Origin of the sequence: Nocardia neocaledoniensis, assembly GCF_029868625.1 — a bacterium.
Lineage (GTDB): Bacteria > Actinomycetota > Actinomycetes > Mycobacteriales > Mycobacteriaceae > Nocardia > Nocardia neocaledoniensis_A.
In genome coordinates, this window is record NZ_JARWOJ010000207.1 from 22263 (window position 1) to 38277 (window position 16015).

Below are 16015 nucleotides of genomic sequence, written 5' to 3' on the forward strand. Positions count from 1 at the left end.
CCGGTCAGTTGCCGATGAGCGACCCCGTCAACTTCGCTCCGGCGGTGGCCCAGGCGACACACTGGACGGCGGTGGACTTGCGATAGGAGGCCGCGTCGGCCGGGGCATAGGACATCAATTCGACGACCACGTTCGCCGTGCTCGCTTCGATGATCGGCGTCGCATGGGTGAGGCAGAGGGTCTTGCCCGCTTCGCGGGCGGCGGTTTCGTTCTCCCACCCGGTGAGGTAGCCGACGTAGACGACCTCGCCGTCGTGGGGTCTGTCGCAGGACCGCGTCGGTAGCGAGTAGACGGTGCCGGAAGAAGACGGCTTGTCGACACATCGCCCGGCGGTGAGATCGTTCATCTCGCCGCGGCCGTGCGGGTCGGTGACGCCGCGGTACACCATGGCCCCTGACGCCGCGAAGGCCACGATGCCCGCGCCGATCGCCGCGGCGATGATCAGCCCCTTGTTACGCCTCGGCGGGCGGGGTGGGTAGCCGGGCCGGCCCGGGGTCGGATACTGCGGCGGATATCCGGGACCGGCCGGTCCCGGATACTGCGGCGGCGGCAACGCGGAGCCCGGGTGTGGCGGTTGCCCGCCCTGCGGATACGGCGTCGCCGGGTGCGGATGTGATGGTCCCCCTGGATGATTCACCCGATCACCCTACCGGGGCCGTCGGAGGGCCCCGGTAGGTGTGTCAGCGGCTGCCCAGTGGTACGCCGAAGAGGGTGGCGAACTTGGCGGAGAGAGTGTCGCCGAGGAAGGCGAGGGCGCCGGGGGTGGCGGCCATGGTGCCCGCGTCGGAGGTGGTGCAGCCCTTCGGGGCCGGGACGCCGTCGAGGCGGTCGCGCAGCCACAGCAGGGCGGCGGGGCCACCGACGACCTCGGCGACGATGTGTTCGCTGGCGTGGTCGCGGGTGTAGGTGAGGGAGGTGTCCGGGTCGCGGCAGTAGGTGTCGACGAGGGTGTCGGTGGCGGCCAGCGGGAGGATCTCGTCCCACGCGGAATGCCAGACGAACAGCGGCATGTCGGGCACGGACTTGCCCATGCGGGTGTCGTCGAGCATCGCCGCGACCGGCGGATCGTCGAGCGGATTGCCATCGGAGCCGATCATGCCGGTGAGGTTGAGGAACGGCAGCAGCGCTGACTGGTACTGCACGCACAGCGGGGACTTGATCGTCGTGAGCCCCTGGCCGAGCGGGTCGAGCCGCTGGTTCAGATAGGTGGCGAAATCGGGATATTCGCGGGTGAGGCCGAGTACGGCGGCGAAGACCAGGCCCGAGGTGAGCTGGTTGTTCGCCATGCTCAGCGCGGCGCCGAGATCGGCACCGACGCCGCCCTCGGCCGCGCCGACGATGTTCAGTTCGGGCGCGTAGGAGGCGCGCAACTCGGCGGCGTGCCCGGTCGCGATCGACCCACCCGAATACCCGTACAGCCCGACCGGGGCGGTGGGGCCCACCTCCAGTGGCGCGAACGAGGTCGCCGCGCGGATGCCGTCGAGGGTGATCCGCCCGGCCAGCGGCCCGGCCGCGTACGCCGAGTTCGGGCCCTGGTGGTCGGGCACGACGACGGCCCAGCCCTGCGCCAGCGCGGCCTGCGCGAACAGGAATTCGGCGGGCACCACGATCTGGCCCGCCACCGGCGCCACCGAAAGATGTTGCAGCGCATAGGACGGCGCGCAATAGCCGGCGGTGGAGTCCTCGGCCAGCTGCACCGAGAGCAGCTTGCGCGGTTCGGGCGCCTGCCCGCGCGGCTTGATCACCGTGGCGACCGCCGGGATCGCCTCGTCGCGGCTGTTGTTGGAGCGATAGGACACCTGCCAGGCGTCGACGTCGACCGGCAGCACACCGAAGTCGGCGATCCGGACCTGGCGGGCGGCGATGATCGCACCGGGAGCGGTCGCCGCCACTGCGTCGGCGGGCGGAAGGTAGAAGCCGGGGTCGAGTTCGGGCGGCAGCGGAATCACCGGCGCGGGCGCCACCGCGCCGGGTTCGGCGGCCACCGGGCCGGCCACCACCACGGTCGCCGCCGCGAGTACGCCCGTGACCAGGGCCGACCAGCGCAGAGCGAAGGAAGATCTCATCGTGCACAGTCCTCACAGGAATTGAGACACCGTCGTCTCAATGAGGGCTACTATGGCACGGGTGTGGTGCGGGTCGCAATCAGCTCGCGGTGGTCAGGGCGTTGAGCAGGGTGGTGAAGACGTCGACGAGCTCGTCGACCGGTGGGCGCGGATCGTCCAGGCTCCACTGGTGCACGGCGCCGTTCACCGCGCCGATGAACGCCGCCATCGCCACCCGCCAGCCGCCGGGCGGCACCCGCACCCCGTCGCGTCCGGCGGCGATCGCCGCCACCACCTCGCCCCACTCGTCGCGCACTCGCGCGCGGTGCTCCTCGATCTCCGGGCTCACCCCGACGATGTCGACGAAAGCGACCTTGGCGCAGCGGATGTCGTCGGTGATCGCCGTGGTGTAGGCGCGCACCGCCGCGTCGATGAGGGTGCGCAGGTCATCGGAATCCGCCGCCGCCAGCGCGGCGGTGACCGCCGCCCGCGCCTTGCCCTGTACCCAGTCGTACACCGCGACGAGCAGTTCCTCGCGCCCGGCGAACTGCTCGTAGAACTGCCGCCGGGACAGTCCCGCCGCCGCGCACACCTCGGTCAGCGAACTGTTGGCATACGTCTTCTCCGCGAAGACGGTGAGCCCGGCCTCGATGAACAGCGCCCTGCGCTCGACCTGCCGTTCGGCGACCGAGGTACCGGTGTAGTTGTGTCGGGTCCGTGCTGGCGTCACACCCCGACCCTACTGAGCGGCCGCGCGCACCCACTGGCCCAGACACCGCCTCCGCGTCGTGGCTACACTCGCCCAGGTGGGTGAACACAAGCAGCGGATGCTGGCCGGTGAGCTCTACCGCGACAACGACCCCGAACTGGTGACGGAACGGCAACGGGCGCAACGGTTGTGCGACGAGTTCAACCGCACCGGCCCCGAGGAGACCGGGCGCCGCACCGCGCTGCTCGGCGAACTCCTCGGCGCGCTGGGGGAGGGGTCGTGGATCATGCCGCGATTCCAGTGCGACTACGGGTATCTCATCGAGATCGGGGCGAACAGCTTCCTCAACTACGACGCGATCCTGCTCGACTGCGCGCCGATCGTGATCGGTGACGACTGCTCGATCGGGCCGCGCTGCCAGCTGCTGACCGCGTTGCATCCCATGGATGATCACGAGAAACGCAGGCAGCGTTGGGAATCCGCGGCACCGATCCGGATCGGGAACAACGCTTGGTTCGGCGGCGGGGTCATCGTGTGTCCCGGCGTGACCATCGGCGACGACGTGGTGGTCGGCGCGGGCAGCGTGGTCACCCGTGACCTGCCGGACCGGGTGTTCGCCGCGGGCAACCCGGCGCGGGTGGTCCGGGAACTGTAGGCCCCGGCCCGGAGATCGCCGCGACCGGGCAGGGCGCGTCGCCGGGTCGCGCCCGGACGGTGACGGCCATACTGTTCTTCCATGGGCGAATCGCGAACGGCGCAGGAGCAGGAAGCGACCCGGCCGCTGCGGGAGGACATCCGGTTCCTCGGCGGCATCCTGGGCGACACCATCCGCGACCACGAGGGCCCCGAGGTCTTCGACCTGATCGAACGGGTGCGCACCGAGGCGTTCCGGGTGCGCCGCGAGGAGGTCGAGCGCAGCGCCGTCGCCGACATGCTCGACGGCACCCCCACCGAGGTCGCGATCCCGCTGATCCGGGCCTTCAGCTACTTCGTGCTGCTGGCCAACCTGGCCGAGGACATCCAGCGCGACCGTCGCCGCGCCGCGCACGTCGCCGCCGGTGAACCCCCACAGGATTCCTCGCTGGCCGCGACCTACGCCAAGCTCGACGCGGCCGCGCTCGACGGCGCGACGGTGGCCGAACAGCTCACCGACGCGCTGGTCTCGCCGGTGATCACCGCGCACCCGACCGAGACCCGCCGCCGCACCGTCTTCGACGTGCAAGCCAAGATCACCGAGCTGATGCGGCTGCGGCGCAGGCTCGAACCGGGCGACCCCGGCCTGGCCGACACCGAGTTGCGCATCCGTCGCGAGGTGCTGACGCTGTGGCGGACCGCGCTGATCCGGCTGGCGCGGTTGCGGATCCAGGACGAGATCTCGGTCGGCCTGCGCTACTACGACCTCACCCTCTACGACGTCATCCCGGCGATCAACGCGCAGGTGCGCGCGGCGCTGCGGGCGCGCTGGCCCGAGGCGGACCTGCTGCCGCGGCCGATCCTGCGCCCCGGTTCGTGGATCGGCGGCGATCGGGACGGCAACCCCTATGTCACCGCCGACGTCGTGCACACCGCCGCCGAACAGGCCGCCGCCTACGCGTTCGGCCGGTACCTGGACGAGTTGGTGGAACTGGAGAAGTCGCTGTCGCAGTCGGCGCGCCTGGTGCGGGTGAGTCCCGAGGTCGCCGCGCTGGCGGAGGCCGGCTATCCCGACCCGGCGGTGTTCGCCGACGAGCCGTATCGCCGTGCGCTGCACGCGATCCGGGCCCGGCTCAGCGCCACGGCGGCCCGCGCCCTCGACGCGCTGCCCGAGCACGGCCTGGACACCGCGGCCGCGCCGTACGCCACCCCGCAGGACGTCCTGGACGACCTCGACGCGATCGACGCTTCGCTGCGCGCGAGCGGGGACGCCCTGCTCGCCGACGACCGCCTGGCCGACCTGCGACACGCCGTGGAGACCTTCGGTTTCCACCTGCAGGGCCTGGACATGCGGCAGAACTCCGAGGTGCACGAGCAGGTCGTCGCCGAACTGCTGGCCTGGTCGGGCGCGCACGCCGACTATCCGAGCCTGTCCGAGGCCCAGCGGGTGGAGCTGCTGGCGAACGAATTGCGCACGCGCCGACCACTGCTCGGCCCGAGCGCGCGGCTCAGCGAGCCGGCCACCAAGGAACTGGGCGTGCTGCGCGCCGCCAAGCAGGTGATCGACACCTTCGGCGCCGCCGCGGTCCCGAACTACATCATCAGCATGTGCACCTCGGTCAGCGACATGCTCGAGGCCGCGCTGCTGTTGAAGGAGGCCGGCATCCTCGACCCGGGTTCGCTCGCGGCGAGCCCGCGCAGCCCGGTGGGCATCGTGCCGCTGTTCGAGACCATCGAGGACCTCAGCGCGGGCGCGGACACCCTGGCCGCGGCGCTCGAGGTGCCGGTGTACCGCGAGCTGGTCGCGGCGGCGGGCATGCGCCAGGAGGTGATGCTCGGCTATTCCGACTCCAACAAGGACGGCGGCTATCTCGCCGCGAACTGGGCGCTGTACCGAGCGGAGCTCGATCTGGTCGAGGTGGCGCGCAAGTCGGGGATCCGGTTGCGGCTGTTCCACGGGCGCGGCGGCACGGTCGGCCGCGGTGGCGGCCGCAGCTACGACGCCATCCTGGCCCAGCCCGCCGGTGCGGTGCGTGGCTCCCTGCGGCTCACCGAACAGGGTGAGGTGATCGCCGCGAAATACTCCGAACAGGGCGCGGCGCACCGCAATCTGGAGTCGTTGATCGCGGGCACCCTGGAATCGACCCTGCTGGATGTGGAGGGCCTGGGCGAGGACGCCGAACCGGCCTACGCGCTGCTCGACGAGCTGGCCGGCCGCGCCAGGGCCGCCTACGCGCGCCTGGTGCACGAGACACCCGGCTTCGTCGAGTACTTCCGTCAGTCCACCCCGGTCGCCGAGGTCGGCGACCTGAACATCGGCAGCCGTCCCGCCTCGCGCAAGCCGACCAATTCGGTGTCGGACCTGCGCGCGATCCCGTGGGTGATGGCGTGGAGCCAGGCGCGGGTCATGCTGCCCGGCTGGTACGGCACCGGCACGGCGCTCGAGGAATGGGTGGGCGCGGACGCGGACCGCCTGGCCCGGCTGACCGACCTGTACCGGCGCTGGCCGTTCTTCCGTACGGTGCTGTCGAATCTGGCGCAGGTGATGGCCAAGAGCGACCTCGACATCGCCGCCCGCTACGCGGACCTGGTCACCGACGAGGCGCTGCGCACCCAGATCTTCGGGATGATCCGCGAGGAACACGCCCGCACCGTCCGCATGTACGAGGCGGTGACCGGACACGCGGAACTGCTCAGCGACAACCCGTCGCTGGCGGAGTCGATCCACAACAGGTTCCCGTACCTGGAGCCGCTCAATCAGCTCCAGGTGGACCTGCTGCGCAGGCTGCGCGGCGGTGACGATTCCGAGCTGGTGAAGCGGGGCATCCTGCTCACCATGAACGGTCTGGCCACCGCCCTGCGCAACTCGGGTTAGCCGGGCAACTCGGGCTGGCTAGAGGCAGACGCTGATCGTGATCGGGCCCACCGGGATTCCGGTGCAGATGGACACCGAGCCGACGACGGGTGCTGCCGTGGCGGCCGAGGCGGTACCGGCGCCGACGGCGGTGACGGACAGGGCGAGGGCGGCGACGGCGAGCGGCCGGGCGGTCTTGGCGAACATAGGCTGATCCTCGGGTAGAACGGGTCGAACGGCCCCCGGGGTGAGGGCCGCCCCATCACAACACGGGTCGGCGGCCGCTGTCATCGACATCGCGGAAAGACTCAGTCCGTGACGACCGCGATCGCGTCGATCTCCACCAGCATCTCCTCGCGGGGCAGGCCCGTGAAGACCGTGGTGCGCGACGGCAGGACGCCGCTCGTGGTGTGCTCGGTGACGAACTCACCATACGCCTCGTTCATGATGGCGAAATCCTCCCTTTTCGTGAGGTAGACCCGCAGCATCACCACGTCGTCGAAGGTGGCGCCGGACGCCTCGACGATCGCGCGCACGTTCATCAGGGTGCGGGTCGTCTGGGCGGCGACATCGCCGGGATGCAGGTACTCGTTGGTCTCGGGGTCGACCGGACCCTGCCCCGAGACCTGCACGAACGGGCCCTTGCGCACGCCCTGGGAGAAGGTGTGGGCGGGCGCGGGGGCGTCGGCGGTGCGCACGGCGATCTTGTCGGACATGGAGTTCAGCCTTTCCTCGGGATGGGATCTCGGCGGGGTGTCCAGCCGAGTTCGGTGGAGATGGCGTCGGCGGTCGCCCGCACCTGGGGCAGCAGCGCCAGCACCTGATCGTGGTCGAGCAACACGTCGGGCACCGAGACCGACACGGCGGCGACCACGGCGCCGATCCCGTCGCGCACGGGCACGCCGATGCAGTTGACGAAGCTCTCGTGTTCCTCGTGGTCCTCGGCGAAACCCTGCGCCGCCACGCGGTCCAGCTCCGCCAGGTACTGCTCGGGGGTACGCAGGGTCTTGGTGGTGAACGGGTGGAAATCCAGGCGCGCGGCGACCGCGGGCCATTCCGAGCGCGGCAGCGCGGCGACCAGGACCTTGCCGACGGCGGTGCAGTGCAGCGGCGCGGGGCGGCCGATCCGGGAGTACATCCGCACCGACTGTTCGGCGTCGACCTTGTCGATGTAGACCGCGTCGCCGGATTCGTAGGCGGCCAGATGCACCGTCTGCCCGGTGGCGGCGCCGAGCGCGCTCAGATGCGGGCGGGCGACGGTGCGCACGTCGCGATTCTCCAGTGCGCGACTGGCCAATTCGAACATCCGGGTGCCCAGCGAATACCGGTGCGCGGCATCGCGGACGACGAACCGGTCCGCCTGCATGGTCTGGAGCAGTCGCAGCACCGTCGATTTGTGCACGCCCAGCCGCGCCGCCAGTTCGTCGAGGGACTGCGAGTCCTCGCCGAGGGCGATGAGAATGGACAGGGCGCGCGACACGCTTTGACTCATGGCCCGATCGTCCCATCCAGTGCGTCGGGGTGGCGCAACCCGGCCCACTCCCGGTCGGAGAGTGCGGCCAGCCGTCGAATCTCTTGCGCCGGTGGCAGTTTCGCGGCGTCCCCGGTGGCGGTGAGCGCGGCGGCGGCGCACAGGTGGCCGTAGCGCAGCCGGGTGCGCGGGTCGGCGCCGTGCAGCAGGGCGGCGAGATAGCCGCCGGCGAACGCGTCACCGGCGCCGATCCGTTCGGTGATCTCGAGCGCCAACGCGGGCACCTCGACGGCCGTGGCGCCGTCGAAGCCGATGACGGTGTGCTTGTCGTTCTTGATGATCAGCTGGGCCGGTTCCGGGAACAGTGCCCGGAGCGCGGCCGGTTCGCCGGTGCCGAAGATCTCTGCGGCCTCGTCGGCGCCGAGCAGGGCCACGTCCGCGCCGCGGACATGGGCGGCGAGTTCGTCGGCGGCCGCGGCCACGCGCGAACCCCAGAGTGCCGGGCGGTAATTGAGATCGAAGCTGACGAGGCGTCCGCGTCGCGGCAGGGCGATCAGGGTGCGGGTGAGTTCGTTCGCCGAGGTCGACAGGGCCGGGGTGATGCCGGTGAAGTGCACCAGATCGGCGCGGTCGAGCAGACCGGCCGCGATCCTGGGCGCCAGATCGGCGGGGGAGAGCGCGCTGCCCGCCGACCCGGCCCGGTAGTAGTGCATGCGGCTGGCATGGGCGGGGAGGTCGTGGGGTGCGCCCGAACCGCTGCCGCGCTCTTTGACGTAGAGCCCGGTCGGGCGGTCCGGATCGACGATGACGGCGCCGACGTCGACCCCGCCGGCGGCGAGCTGGGCCACCAGGTAGCGGCCGAAGCCGTCGTCGCCGACCCGGGACAGCCACGCGGTCGAGACGCCGAGCTGGGCGAGGACCAGTGCCACATTGGCCTCGGCGCCACCGGCCCCGCGGTCGAACACGGCGGACTGTTCCAGGGGGCCGGAACGGGCGACGAGCACGGCGAGCCCCTCGCCGACGGTGACCGCCCGCGGCGTCGTCGCTGTTGCCTGTGTCACCTTTTCCGCCCTTTCGTGCTTGCCATCACTGCCCTCGGGATGCACAATAACGAGCAGAAACACTAGATGCAACCCGCGTTGCACATTATGCAATGCATGCTCGATATGAACCACGAAAGGGAAGCTGTGACTATCGACAACGCCGTCGTGGACGCGCTGGCCGACGAGTCGCTCGGGCCGGGGGACAAGAGCGTGCCGCCCGCGGCGTGGGGGCGCACCGTGCGCGAGTACCTCGCCGGCGCACCGGAACTCGCGCAGTGGCAGACCCCGCTGCTCACCCTCGACCGGGCGCGGCTCGACGCCAATCTCGCGCTGATGGCGGAGTGGACGGCCGCGGCCGGTGTCGCGCTGGCCCCGCACGGCAAGACGACGATGGCGCCGCAGCTGTGGCGCGAACAGCTCACCGCGGGCGCGTGGGCGATCACCCTCGCCACCGGCTGGCAGGCCCAGCTCGCGCGGTCCTTCGGCGTCGGCCGGATCATGCTGGCCAACGCGCTCGTCGACCCGGCCGGATTGTCCTGGGTCGCCGCCGAATCCGCGCGCGACGCCGGGTTCGAGTTCTTCTGCTGGGCCGACAGCGTGGCCACCGTCGAGCTGATGGACAAGATCCTGCGCGAGGCCCCCGCCGCCCCGCCCGTGCGCGTGCTGGTCGAACTCGGCGGCGCGCACGGACGCACCGGCGCGCGCACCCGCGCCGAGGCGCACGAGGTCGCGGCCGCCATCGCGGCGAGCGAACGCCTCGACCTCGCCGGCGTCGCCGGCTACGAAGGGGCGCTGGCGCACGATCGCAGCACGGCCGGGATCGACGCCGTGCGCGGCTACCTCGGCGAACTCGCCGCCCTGCACACCGAACTCGTGGCCGCCGGCGCCTACCGGGGACCGGCGGTGGTCACCGCGGGCGGCAGCGCCTACCCCGAACTCGTGGTCGCCGAACTCGCTCGGCTCGCCGACGCCACCACCACGGTCGTGTTGCGCAGCGGCGCCTACGTCATCCACGACGACGGCTTCTACGCAGGCATCTCGCCGCTGGCCGCCCCGGCCGTCGACCCCGGTCTGCGCGCCGCCATGCACGGCTGGGCCCGCGTGGTGTCACGTCCCGAACCCGAACTCGCCCTGCTCGACGGCGGCAAGCGCGACTTCCCCTTCGACGAGGGACTGCCCGTGCCGCAGCGGGTGGTCGGCGGCGCGCTGCCCGCGGGCGCCGAGGTGACCGCGCTCAACGATCAGCACACCTTCCTGCGGCTGCCCGGCGCGAGCGCCGCCGAGTTGCCGGTCGGCAGCATCGTCCGGCTCGGCCTGTCGCACCCGTGCACCGCGTTCGACAAGTGGCGGCGCATTCCGGTGATCGACAGCGCCGATACCGCCGCCCCCCGCGTGGTCGACCTGATCCGCACCTACTTCTGACGGATGACCATGACGGACACTCTCTTCCGCGACATCGACATCGTCGACGGCACCGGCGCCCCGCGCCGCCGCGGCGACGTCCTCGTGCGCGACGGCCGGATCGCCGAGATCGCGGCCCCCGGCGCGATCACCGCCGACGCCACCGTCGTGGCGACCCGGCCCGGTTCGGTGCTCGCGCCCGGTTTCATCGACATGCACGCGCACTCGGACCTGCACCTGCTCACCCACCCCGAGCACACGCCGAAGATCACCCAGGGCGTGACCACCGAGGTGATCGGCCAGGACGGGCTGTCCTACGCGCCGATCGACGACGCCGCGCTCGCGGTGGTGCGCAAACAGATCGCGGGCTGGAACGGCAACCCGGCCGATCTCGACTTCTCCTGGCGCACTGTCGGCCAGTACCTGGACCGGCTCGACCAGGGCATCACCCCGAACGCCGCCTACCTCGTCCCGCAGGGCACGCTGCGGCTGCTCGTCGTCGGCAGCGAGCAGCGCGCGGCCACCACCGCCGAGATCGATCGGATGTGCGCGGTGCTGGCCCAGGGCCTCGACGAGGGCGCGGTCGGCATGTCGAGCGGGCTCACCTATACGCCGGGCATGTATGCCGACACCGGCGAACTGGCCGCGCTGTGCGCGGTGGTGGCCACCTACGGCGGCTTCTACGCCCCGCACACCCGCTCCTACGGCGCGGGCGCGCTCGAGGCGTACGCGGAGATGATCGGCCTGGCGAAGTCGACCGGCTGCGCCCTGCACCTGACCCACGCCACCATGAACTTCGGCGTGAACCGCGGGCGCGCACCGGAATTCCTCGCCATGGTGGCCGCGGCGCGGGCCGAAGGCGCCGACATCACCCTCGACACCTACCCGTACCTGCCCGGCTCGACGACCCTGTCGGCGCTGCTGCCGAGCTGGGCGATGTCGGGCGGGCCCGACGCCGCGCTGGCCCGGCTCGACGACCCGGCCCAGCGCGCCAGGATCGTCGCGGACGTGAACGTCAACGGGTCCGACGGCTGCCACGGCGTCACCGTCGAATGGGAGACCATCCAGATCAGCGGTGTCGCGCAGGACGAGCTGTCGGACTACGTCGGGCGCACCGTCGCCGAGATCGCCGCCGAGGAGAACCGCGAACCGGTGGTGGTGTTCTTCGAGCTGCTGCGCCGCGACCAGCTCGCGACGACGATCCTGCAGCACGTCGGCCACGAGGAGAATGTGCGCGCGATCATGGTCGACCCCGGTCACACGGGTGGCAGCGACGGGCTGCTGGTCGGCGCGCGGCCGCATCCGCGGGCCTGGGGCACCTTCCCGCGCTACCTGTCGCGCTATGTCCGCGAGCTCGGCGTGCTCGAGCTCGAGGACTGCGTGCACCACCTCACCGGCCGGCCCGCCGCCCGGCTGCGCCTGGCCGAGCGCGGCCTGATCCGTCCCGGCTACGCCGCCGACCTCGTCGTGTTCGATCCGGCGTCGATCCACGACTCAGCGACCTTCGAACAACCACGTCAACAGGCGCGTGGCATCCAGCACGTGCTGGTCAACGGCGCGTTCGCGCTGGCCGACGGCACCCCGACCGGCGTGCGCGCAGGCCGCGCGCTGCGGATGGACGCCACGCGAGAGGAGACCCGATGAACCCGCTGCTCAGCTCGTCGTCCGAGGCCATCGAGGTGATCCGGGCCGACCGTGCCCTCACCGTGGTCCGCGCGCCCGAGATCCCCGACCCCGCCGGGCTCGCCCGCACGCTCGCCGGGGCGGGCATCCGCGCCGTGGAGCTCACCTTCACCACGCTCGGCGTGCTCGAGACGGTGCGCACGGCGTCCACCGTGCGCGAGGCCGTCGTCGGCGTGGGCACCGTGACCACCCGTGCGCAGGCCGAGGCCGCGATCGAGGTGGGCGCCCGCTTCCTGGTGACCCCGGCGCTACGGCCCGAGGTCGCCGAAGTGGCTGTCGCCCACGGGATCCCGGTGATCATGGGCGCCTTCACACCGTCGGAGGTGCTGACGGCGGTCGAGCTGGGCGCCGCGGTGGTGAAGATCTTCCCGGCCCGCGCCTTCGGCCCGGCCTACCTGAAGGATCTGCGCGGCCCCTTCCCGCACATCGACCTGATCCCCTCCGGCGGCGTGAACGCCAAGAATGCCCGCGACTTCCTGCGGGCGGGCGCGATCGCCGTCTCCGCCGGCACCGACGTGGTGGCCCCCGCCGACGTCGCGAGTTCGCGGTGGTCCCGGATCGGCGCCAACGCCGAACGCTTCGTCCATTCGCTTGATTGAGAGGTTCTCCCATGGGCGCCACTGTCGACTGGTTGCGCACCACCACCCCCGGGTTGCTGGTGCTGTGCGGTCTCGCGATCGCCGTACTACTCATCGCCATCATCAAGGTCAAACTGGAGCCGTTCGTCGCGCTCCTGCTGACCGGCCTGCTGCTGGCCCTCGCCGCCGGGCTCCCGGTGGCCCAGATCGTCGGCACACCACTGAAAGCCGGTGAGTCACTGCTGGAAACGGGCTTCGGCGGCATCCTCGGGCACATCGCGGTGATCATCGGTCTCGGTACCGTGCTCGGCGCGATCCTCGAGCGATCCGGCGGCGCCGACGTGCTCACCGACCGGCTGCTGCGGACCTTCGGCGAGAAGGGCGCGCCGGTGGCGATGGGCCTGCTCGGCCTCATCTTCGGCATTCCCGTCTTCTTCGACATCGGCATCTTCGTGCTCGCGCCGCTGGTGTACGTCGCGGCCAAGCGGGGTGGGCGTTCGCTGGTGCTCTACGCCATGCCGATGCTCGCCGGTCTGTCGATGACGCACGCCTTCCTGCCGCCGCACCCGGGTCCCGTCGCGCTCGGCGGTCTGCTCGGGGTGAGCCTGGGCTGGTTGATCATCATGGGATTCGTCTGCGGCATCCCGGGTTTCGTCGCCGCCGGCATCGTCTGGGGTACCTGGATCGGTAAGCGCGTGCAGGTCGACGTGCCCGCCGAGTTCGTGCCGCTCGAGCCGAACGGCACGGGCGCGGACGGGGACGACGGCGAGACCGCGGGCGCCGGCGGGACCGCCGTGCTCACCAAGTCGCCGCCGTCGGTCGCGCTGATCGGTGCGATCATCGCCATCCCGCTGGTGCTCATCCTCGGCGCCACCTTCGGTTACCAACTGCTGGACAAGGATTCGGCCCTGCTGCAGGTGCTCACCTTCTTCGGCACTCCCGCGGTGGCACTGCTCATCACGGTGCTGGTGGCCTTCTACCTGCTCGGCATCCGGCGCGGTTCCACCGTGCAGGAGCTGAGCACGATCACCGCCGAATCGCTGAAGCCGGTCGGCATGGTGCTGTTGGTGGTCGGCGCGGGCGCCTTCTTCGGCAAGGTCATCTCCGCCACCGGGATCGGCACCGCGCTGGCCGACACCATGTCGGCGGCCGGGCTCCCGGTGATCGTCCTCGCCTACCTGATCAGCTGTGGCCTGCGGATCGCCCAGGGTTCGGCGACGGTCGCGATCGTCACCACCGGTGGCATCGTCGCGCCGCTGGTGGCGAGCGAGGGTTACTCGCAGATGTCGATCGCGCTGATCGCCATGGCCATCGCGGCCGGGTCGATCATCCTCAGCCACGTCAACGACGGCGGATTCTGGATCATCGCGAAGTACTTCAACATGACGGTGAAGCAGACCCTGCAGACCTGGACGGTGCTCGAGACCGTGCTGTCGGTGGTGAGTTTCGTGGTCGCGGCGGCGCTGTTCGCGATCGTCAGCTGAGGTCGGTACGCAGCGCGTCGACGAGCCGGCGCAGGGCGGCGCGGGGATCGGGTCCGGTCTCCGCGCCGCTGAGTCTGTGCACGATGACGCCGTCGAGGTAGTCGACCAGGATGCCGGTGTCGGCGGCGTCGAAGCCGACGGTGGCGGCCAGGACGATCGCGTGGTCCCGTATCCGTCGGTGCGCGCGGTGTAGCGAATCGCGCAGGGCGGGCATGGTCTGCGCCTCGCCGAAGAGGGCCAATCTGGCCAGCGTGCGGGCCCGGCCGGGACCGGTGGCGTGCTGGACGAACCGGGCCATGGCGTCGACGAAGTCGTCGAGGGTCGGGGGCCCGTCGACCTGTGCCGTGGGCTCCCATTCGCCGCGGTCGAGGTGCTCCAGCCGTTCGGCGATGCCGATCAGCAGGGCCTCCCTGGTGCGGAAGTAGTTGGAGGTGGACCCGAGCGGGGCGCCCGCGGTCTCGTCCACCCCCCGGTGGGTCAGCGCTCGCGCGCCACGCTCGCCCAGGAGGTCGATCGCGGCGTCGAGGATCTGTTCACGCTTGCTGGCCACGCTGCGGATACTACGCCCGTAGTGACTCCCACTACATCGGTAGTGTGAGTCACTACAGCGGTAGTAGCGTGGGCCGCGTACCTGCTACGAGGGAGAACGCGATGTCCACAGCAATCGTCGTCGGCGGCGGTATCGGGGGTCTGGCGACCGCGCTGGCGCTGACGCGACAGGGCTGGTCGGTGGAGCTGCTGGAACGCGCGCCCGAGATCACGGCCGTGGGGTCGGGAATCTCGCTGTGGCCCAATGCCTTGCGCGCGCTGGACCAGCTCGGGGTCGGTGCCGCGGTGCGCGGGCACGGGATCGAGGACGTGGCGGCGGGTATCCGCGACAGCCGGGGACGCTGGCTCTCGCGCACGGATGCGGCGACGATGCGCGCGCGCTTCGGCGCGCCCGTCCTGATCCACCGCGCCGACCTGCTCGACATCCTGCGCGCGGCGGTGCCCGAAGGGGTCGTGCGGACCGGAGTCTCCGTCATCGAGGCGGCGGCTGACGGTACGGTCCGGCACTCGGCGGGCGTGTCGACCGCGGATCTCGTCGTCGGCGCCGACGGGATTCGCAGCGTGGTGCGGAGCGCGGTGTGCGGCGAGGTGTCGCCCCGCTACGCGGGATACACCGCCTGGCGCGCCGTGGTCGAGACCGCCAAACCGCTGACGGAGTTCGGGGAGACCTGGGGCCGGGGCGCGCGTTTCGGCATCGCTCCGCTCGTCGACGGGCGCGTCTATTGCTTCGCCGTCTACAACGCCCCCGAACACGCGCCGGGGACCCTCGCCGAGGTGCGCGCCCGCTTCACCGGCTGGCACCCGCCGATTCCGGCTCTGCTGGCCGCCGCGGACGCGAACACCGTGCTGCACAACGACATCTACGAACTGCCCGCGCTGCCGACCTATGCGACGGGCCGGATCGCCCTCGTCGGCGACGCGGCCCACGCCATGACGCCGAATCTCGGGCAGGGCGGCTGCCAAGCACTCGAGGACGCCGTGGTGCTGGCCCGGCTGGCGGGCGAACCCGACGGGCTCGCCCGCTACGACCGCGAACGCCGCCCGCGCACCAGGATGATCGCCACCCGATCCGCGCGCATCGGCACGATTGCCCAGCTCTCCGCCGCGCCCTTGGTCGCATTGCGCGACACCGCGTTACGCCTCACCCCCGCCTCGGCGGCGATGCGCGCGATGGGTGAGATCCTCGACTGGCCGGCGTGAGACGTGGTACTGGCGGACGTCGTCAGTAGGGGACGGGTTTGTTCGCCGCCGCCCAGGCCTTCTCGCCCGCCGAGCCGGGCGGGGGCGGGAACTGCCCGGCGATCATCCAGAGATCCCTGGGGGATTCGTAGGTGTGGAACTCCCAGTGCAGGCCGCGGTCGCGGGTGAAGGGCTCCATCGCGGCGTTGAGTCTGCGGGTGGATCGTTCGCGCATGACCGGGTCGTCCAGGTGGCGGGCGAGGTGCTCGACGACTATGCGCACCGTGTCGTCGGAGGCCTCGCCGCCGACGTAGAACGAGGACCGTTGGATCTCCTCGAACAGGACCACGACGTAGAACGCGGGTAGCCCGACGCCGGTGTAGATC

General features: G+C 71.3%; 16 protein-coding genes. 7 read left to right on the forward strand and 9 right to left on the reverse strand.

Annotated features, from left to right (window positions below):
* Nucleotides 1-4: 4 nt before the first annotated feature.
* The 3 genes from QH270_RS15255 to QH270_RS15265 all read right to left on the reverse strand — a co-directional run bounded on the left by QH270_RS15255 (nt 5) and on the right by QH270_RS15265 (nt 2775).
* A complete protein-coding gene (locus QH270_RS15255; protein WP_280342403.1) occupies nt 5-637 on the reverse strand; it encodes a hypothetical protein in 633 nt (210 codons plus the stop codon).
* Between the two features lie 43 nt (nt 638-680).
* The gene (locus QH270_RS15260) at nt 681-2066 is read right to left on the reverse strand and encodes a lipase family protein (protein WP_280342405.1); all 1386 of its coding nucleotides are present in this window, start codon (nt 2064-2066) and stop codon (nt 681-683) included.
* Nucleotides 2067-2145: 79 nt separating this feature from the next.
* Entirely contained in the window at nt 2146-2775 is a 630-nt protein-coding gene (locus tag QH270_RS15265) for a TetR/AcrR family transcriptional regulator (protein ID WP_280342409.1), read from the reverse strand.
* Between the two features lie 97 nt (nt 2776-2872).
* On the opposite strand from QH270_RS15265, the gene QH270_RS15270 reads away from it, so the two are divergent.
* Together QH270_RS15270 and ppc are read left to right on the forward strand one after the other, a co-directional pair.
* Nucleotides 2873-3409 carry a sugar O-acetyltransferase gene (locus QH270_RS15270; protein WP_432420368.1) on the forward strand — a complete coding sequence of 179 codons (537 nt, stop codon included), beginning with the start codon at nt 2873-2875 and terminating at the stop codon, nt 3407-3409.
* A gap of 81 nt (nt 3410-3490) precedes the next feature.
* Complete coding sequence (ppc, locus tag QH270_RS15275) at nt 3491-6262, forward strand: phosphoenolpyruvate carboxylase (RefSeq protein WP_280342413.1); 2772 nt, start codon at nt 3491-3493, stop codon at nt 6260-6262.
* A gap of 18 nt (nt 6263-6280) precedes the next feature.
* Here ppc and QH270_RS15280 read toward each other — a convergent pair whose 3' ends face one another.
* The 4 genes from QH270_RS15280 to QH270_RS15295 all read right to left on the reverse strand — a co-directional run bounded on the left by QH270_RS15280 (nt 6281) and on the right by QH270_RS15295 (nt 8773).
* Nucleotides 6281-6448 carry a hypothetical protein gene (locus QH270_RS15280; RefSeq protein ID WP_167456415.1) on the reverse strand — a complete coding sequence of 56 codons (168 nt, stop codon included), beginning with the start codon at nt 6446-6448 and terminating at the stop codon, nt 6281-6283.
* Between the two features lie 101 nt (nt 6449-6549).
* Nucleotides 6550-6957 carry a RidA family protein gene (locus QH270_RS15285; RefSeq protein ID WP_280342415.1) on the reverse strand — a complete coding sequence of 136 codons (408 nt, stop codon included), beginning with the start codon at nt 6955-6957 and terminating at the stop codon, nt 6550-6552.
* A gap of 5 nt (nt 6958-6962) precedes the next feature.
* Nucleotides 6963-7733, reverse strand: coding sequence for an IclR family transcriptional regulator (locus tag QH270_RS15290; RefSeq protein WP_280342417.1), 771 nt, complete (start codon nt 7731-7733; stop codon nt 6963-6965).
* Nucleotides 7730-8773 (reverse strand): sugar kinase, encoded by a 1044-nt coding sequence (locus tag QH270_RS15295; protein WP_280342419.1) that lies wholly within the window; start codon nt 8771-8773, stop codon nt 7730-7732. The genes QH270_RS15290 and QH270_RS15295 overlap by 4 nt, the downstream gene beginning before the upstream one ends.
* 105 nt (nt 8774-8878) lie before the next feature.
* Here QH270_RS15295 and QH270_RS15300 point away from each other — a divergent pair, with 105 nt between their 5' ends.
* Genes QH270_RS15300 through QH270_RS15315 form a run of 4 tightly spaced genes read left to right on the forward strand, consistent with a single transcriptional unit; the run spans nt 8879 to nt 13901 of the window.
* Nucleotides 8879-10177 carry an amino acid deaminase gene (locus tag QH270_RS15300; RefSeq protein ID WP_280342440.1) on the forward strand — a complete coding sequence of 433 codons (1299 nt, stop codon included), beginning with the start codon at nt 8879-8881 and terminating at the stop codon, nt 10175-10177.
* Nucleotides 10178-10186: 9 nt separating this feature from the next.
* Nucleotides 10187-11800 carry an N-acyl-D-amino-acid deacylase family protein gene (locus tag QH270_RS15305; RefSeq protein ID WP_280342421.1) on the forward strand — a complete coding sequence of 538 codons (1614 nt, stop codon included), beginning with the start codon at nt 10187-10189 and terminating at the stop codon, nt 11798-11800.
* Nucleotides 11797-12438 (forward strand): bifunctional 4-hydroxy-2-oxoglutarate aldolase/2-dehydro-3-deoxy-phosphogluconate aldolase, encoded by a 642-nt coding sequence (locus QH270_RS15310; RefSeq protein ID WP_280342424.1) that lies wholly within the window; start codon nt 11797-11799, stop codon nt 12436-12438. Before QH270_RS15305 ends, QH270_RS15310 begins: the two co-directional genes overlap by 4 nt.
* An 11-nt stretch (nt 12439-12449) precedes the next feature.
* Complete coding sequence (locus tag QH270_RS15315) at nt 12450-13901, forward strand: GntP family permease (protein ID WP_280342426.1); 1452 nt, start codon at nt 12450-12452, stop codon at nt 13899-13901.
* On the opposite strand, the gene QH270_RS15320 is transcribed toward QH270_RS15315, so the two are convergent.
* Nucleotides 13894-14451: a TetR/AcrR family transcriptional regulator gene (locus QH270_RS15320; protein WP_280342428.1), complete on the reverse strand. Its 558-nt coding sequence runs from the start codon at nt 14449-14451 to the stop codon at nt 13894-13896. The two genes, QH270_RS15315 and QH270_RS15320, sit on opposite strands and share 8 nt — an antisense overlap.
* A gap of 101 nt (nt 14452-14552) precedes the next feature.
* Here QH270_RS15320 and QH270_RS15325 point away from each other — a divergent pair, with 101 nt between their 5' ends.
* A complete protein-coding gene (locus QH270_RS15325) occupies nt 14553-15650 on the forward strand; it encodes an FAD-dependent monooxygenase (protein WP_280342430.1) in 1098 nt (365 codons plus the stop codon).
* 22 nt (nt 15651-15672) lie between these two features.
* On the opposite strand, the gene QH270_RS15330 is transcribed toward QH270_RS15325, so the two are convergent.
* The coding region (locus tag QH270_RS15330; RefSeq protein WP_280342433.1) for a tautomerase family protein at nt 15673-16015 on the reverse strand (343 nt) is incomplete at its 5' end.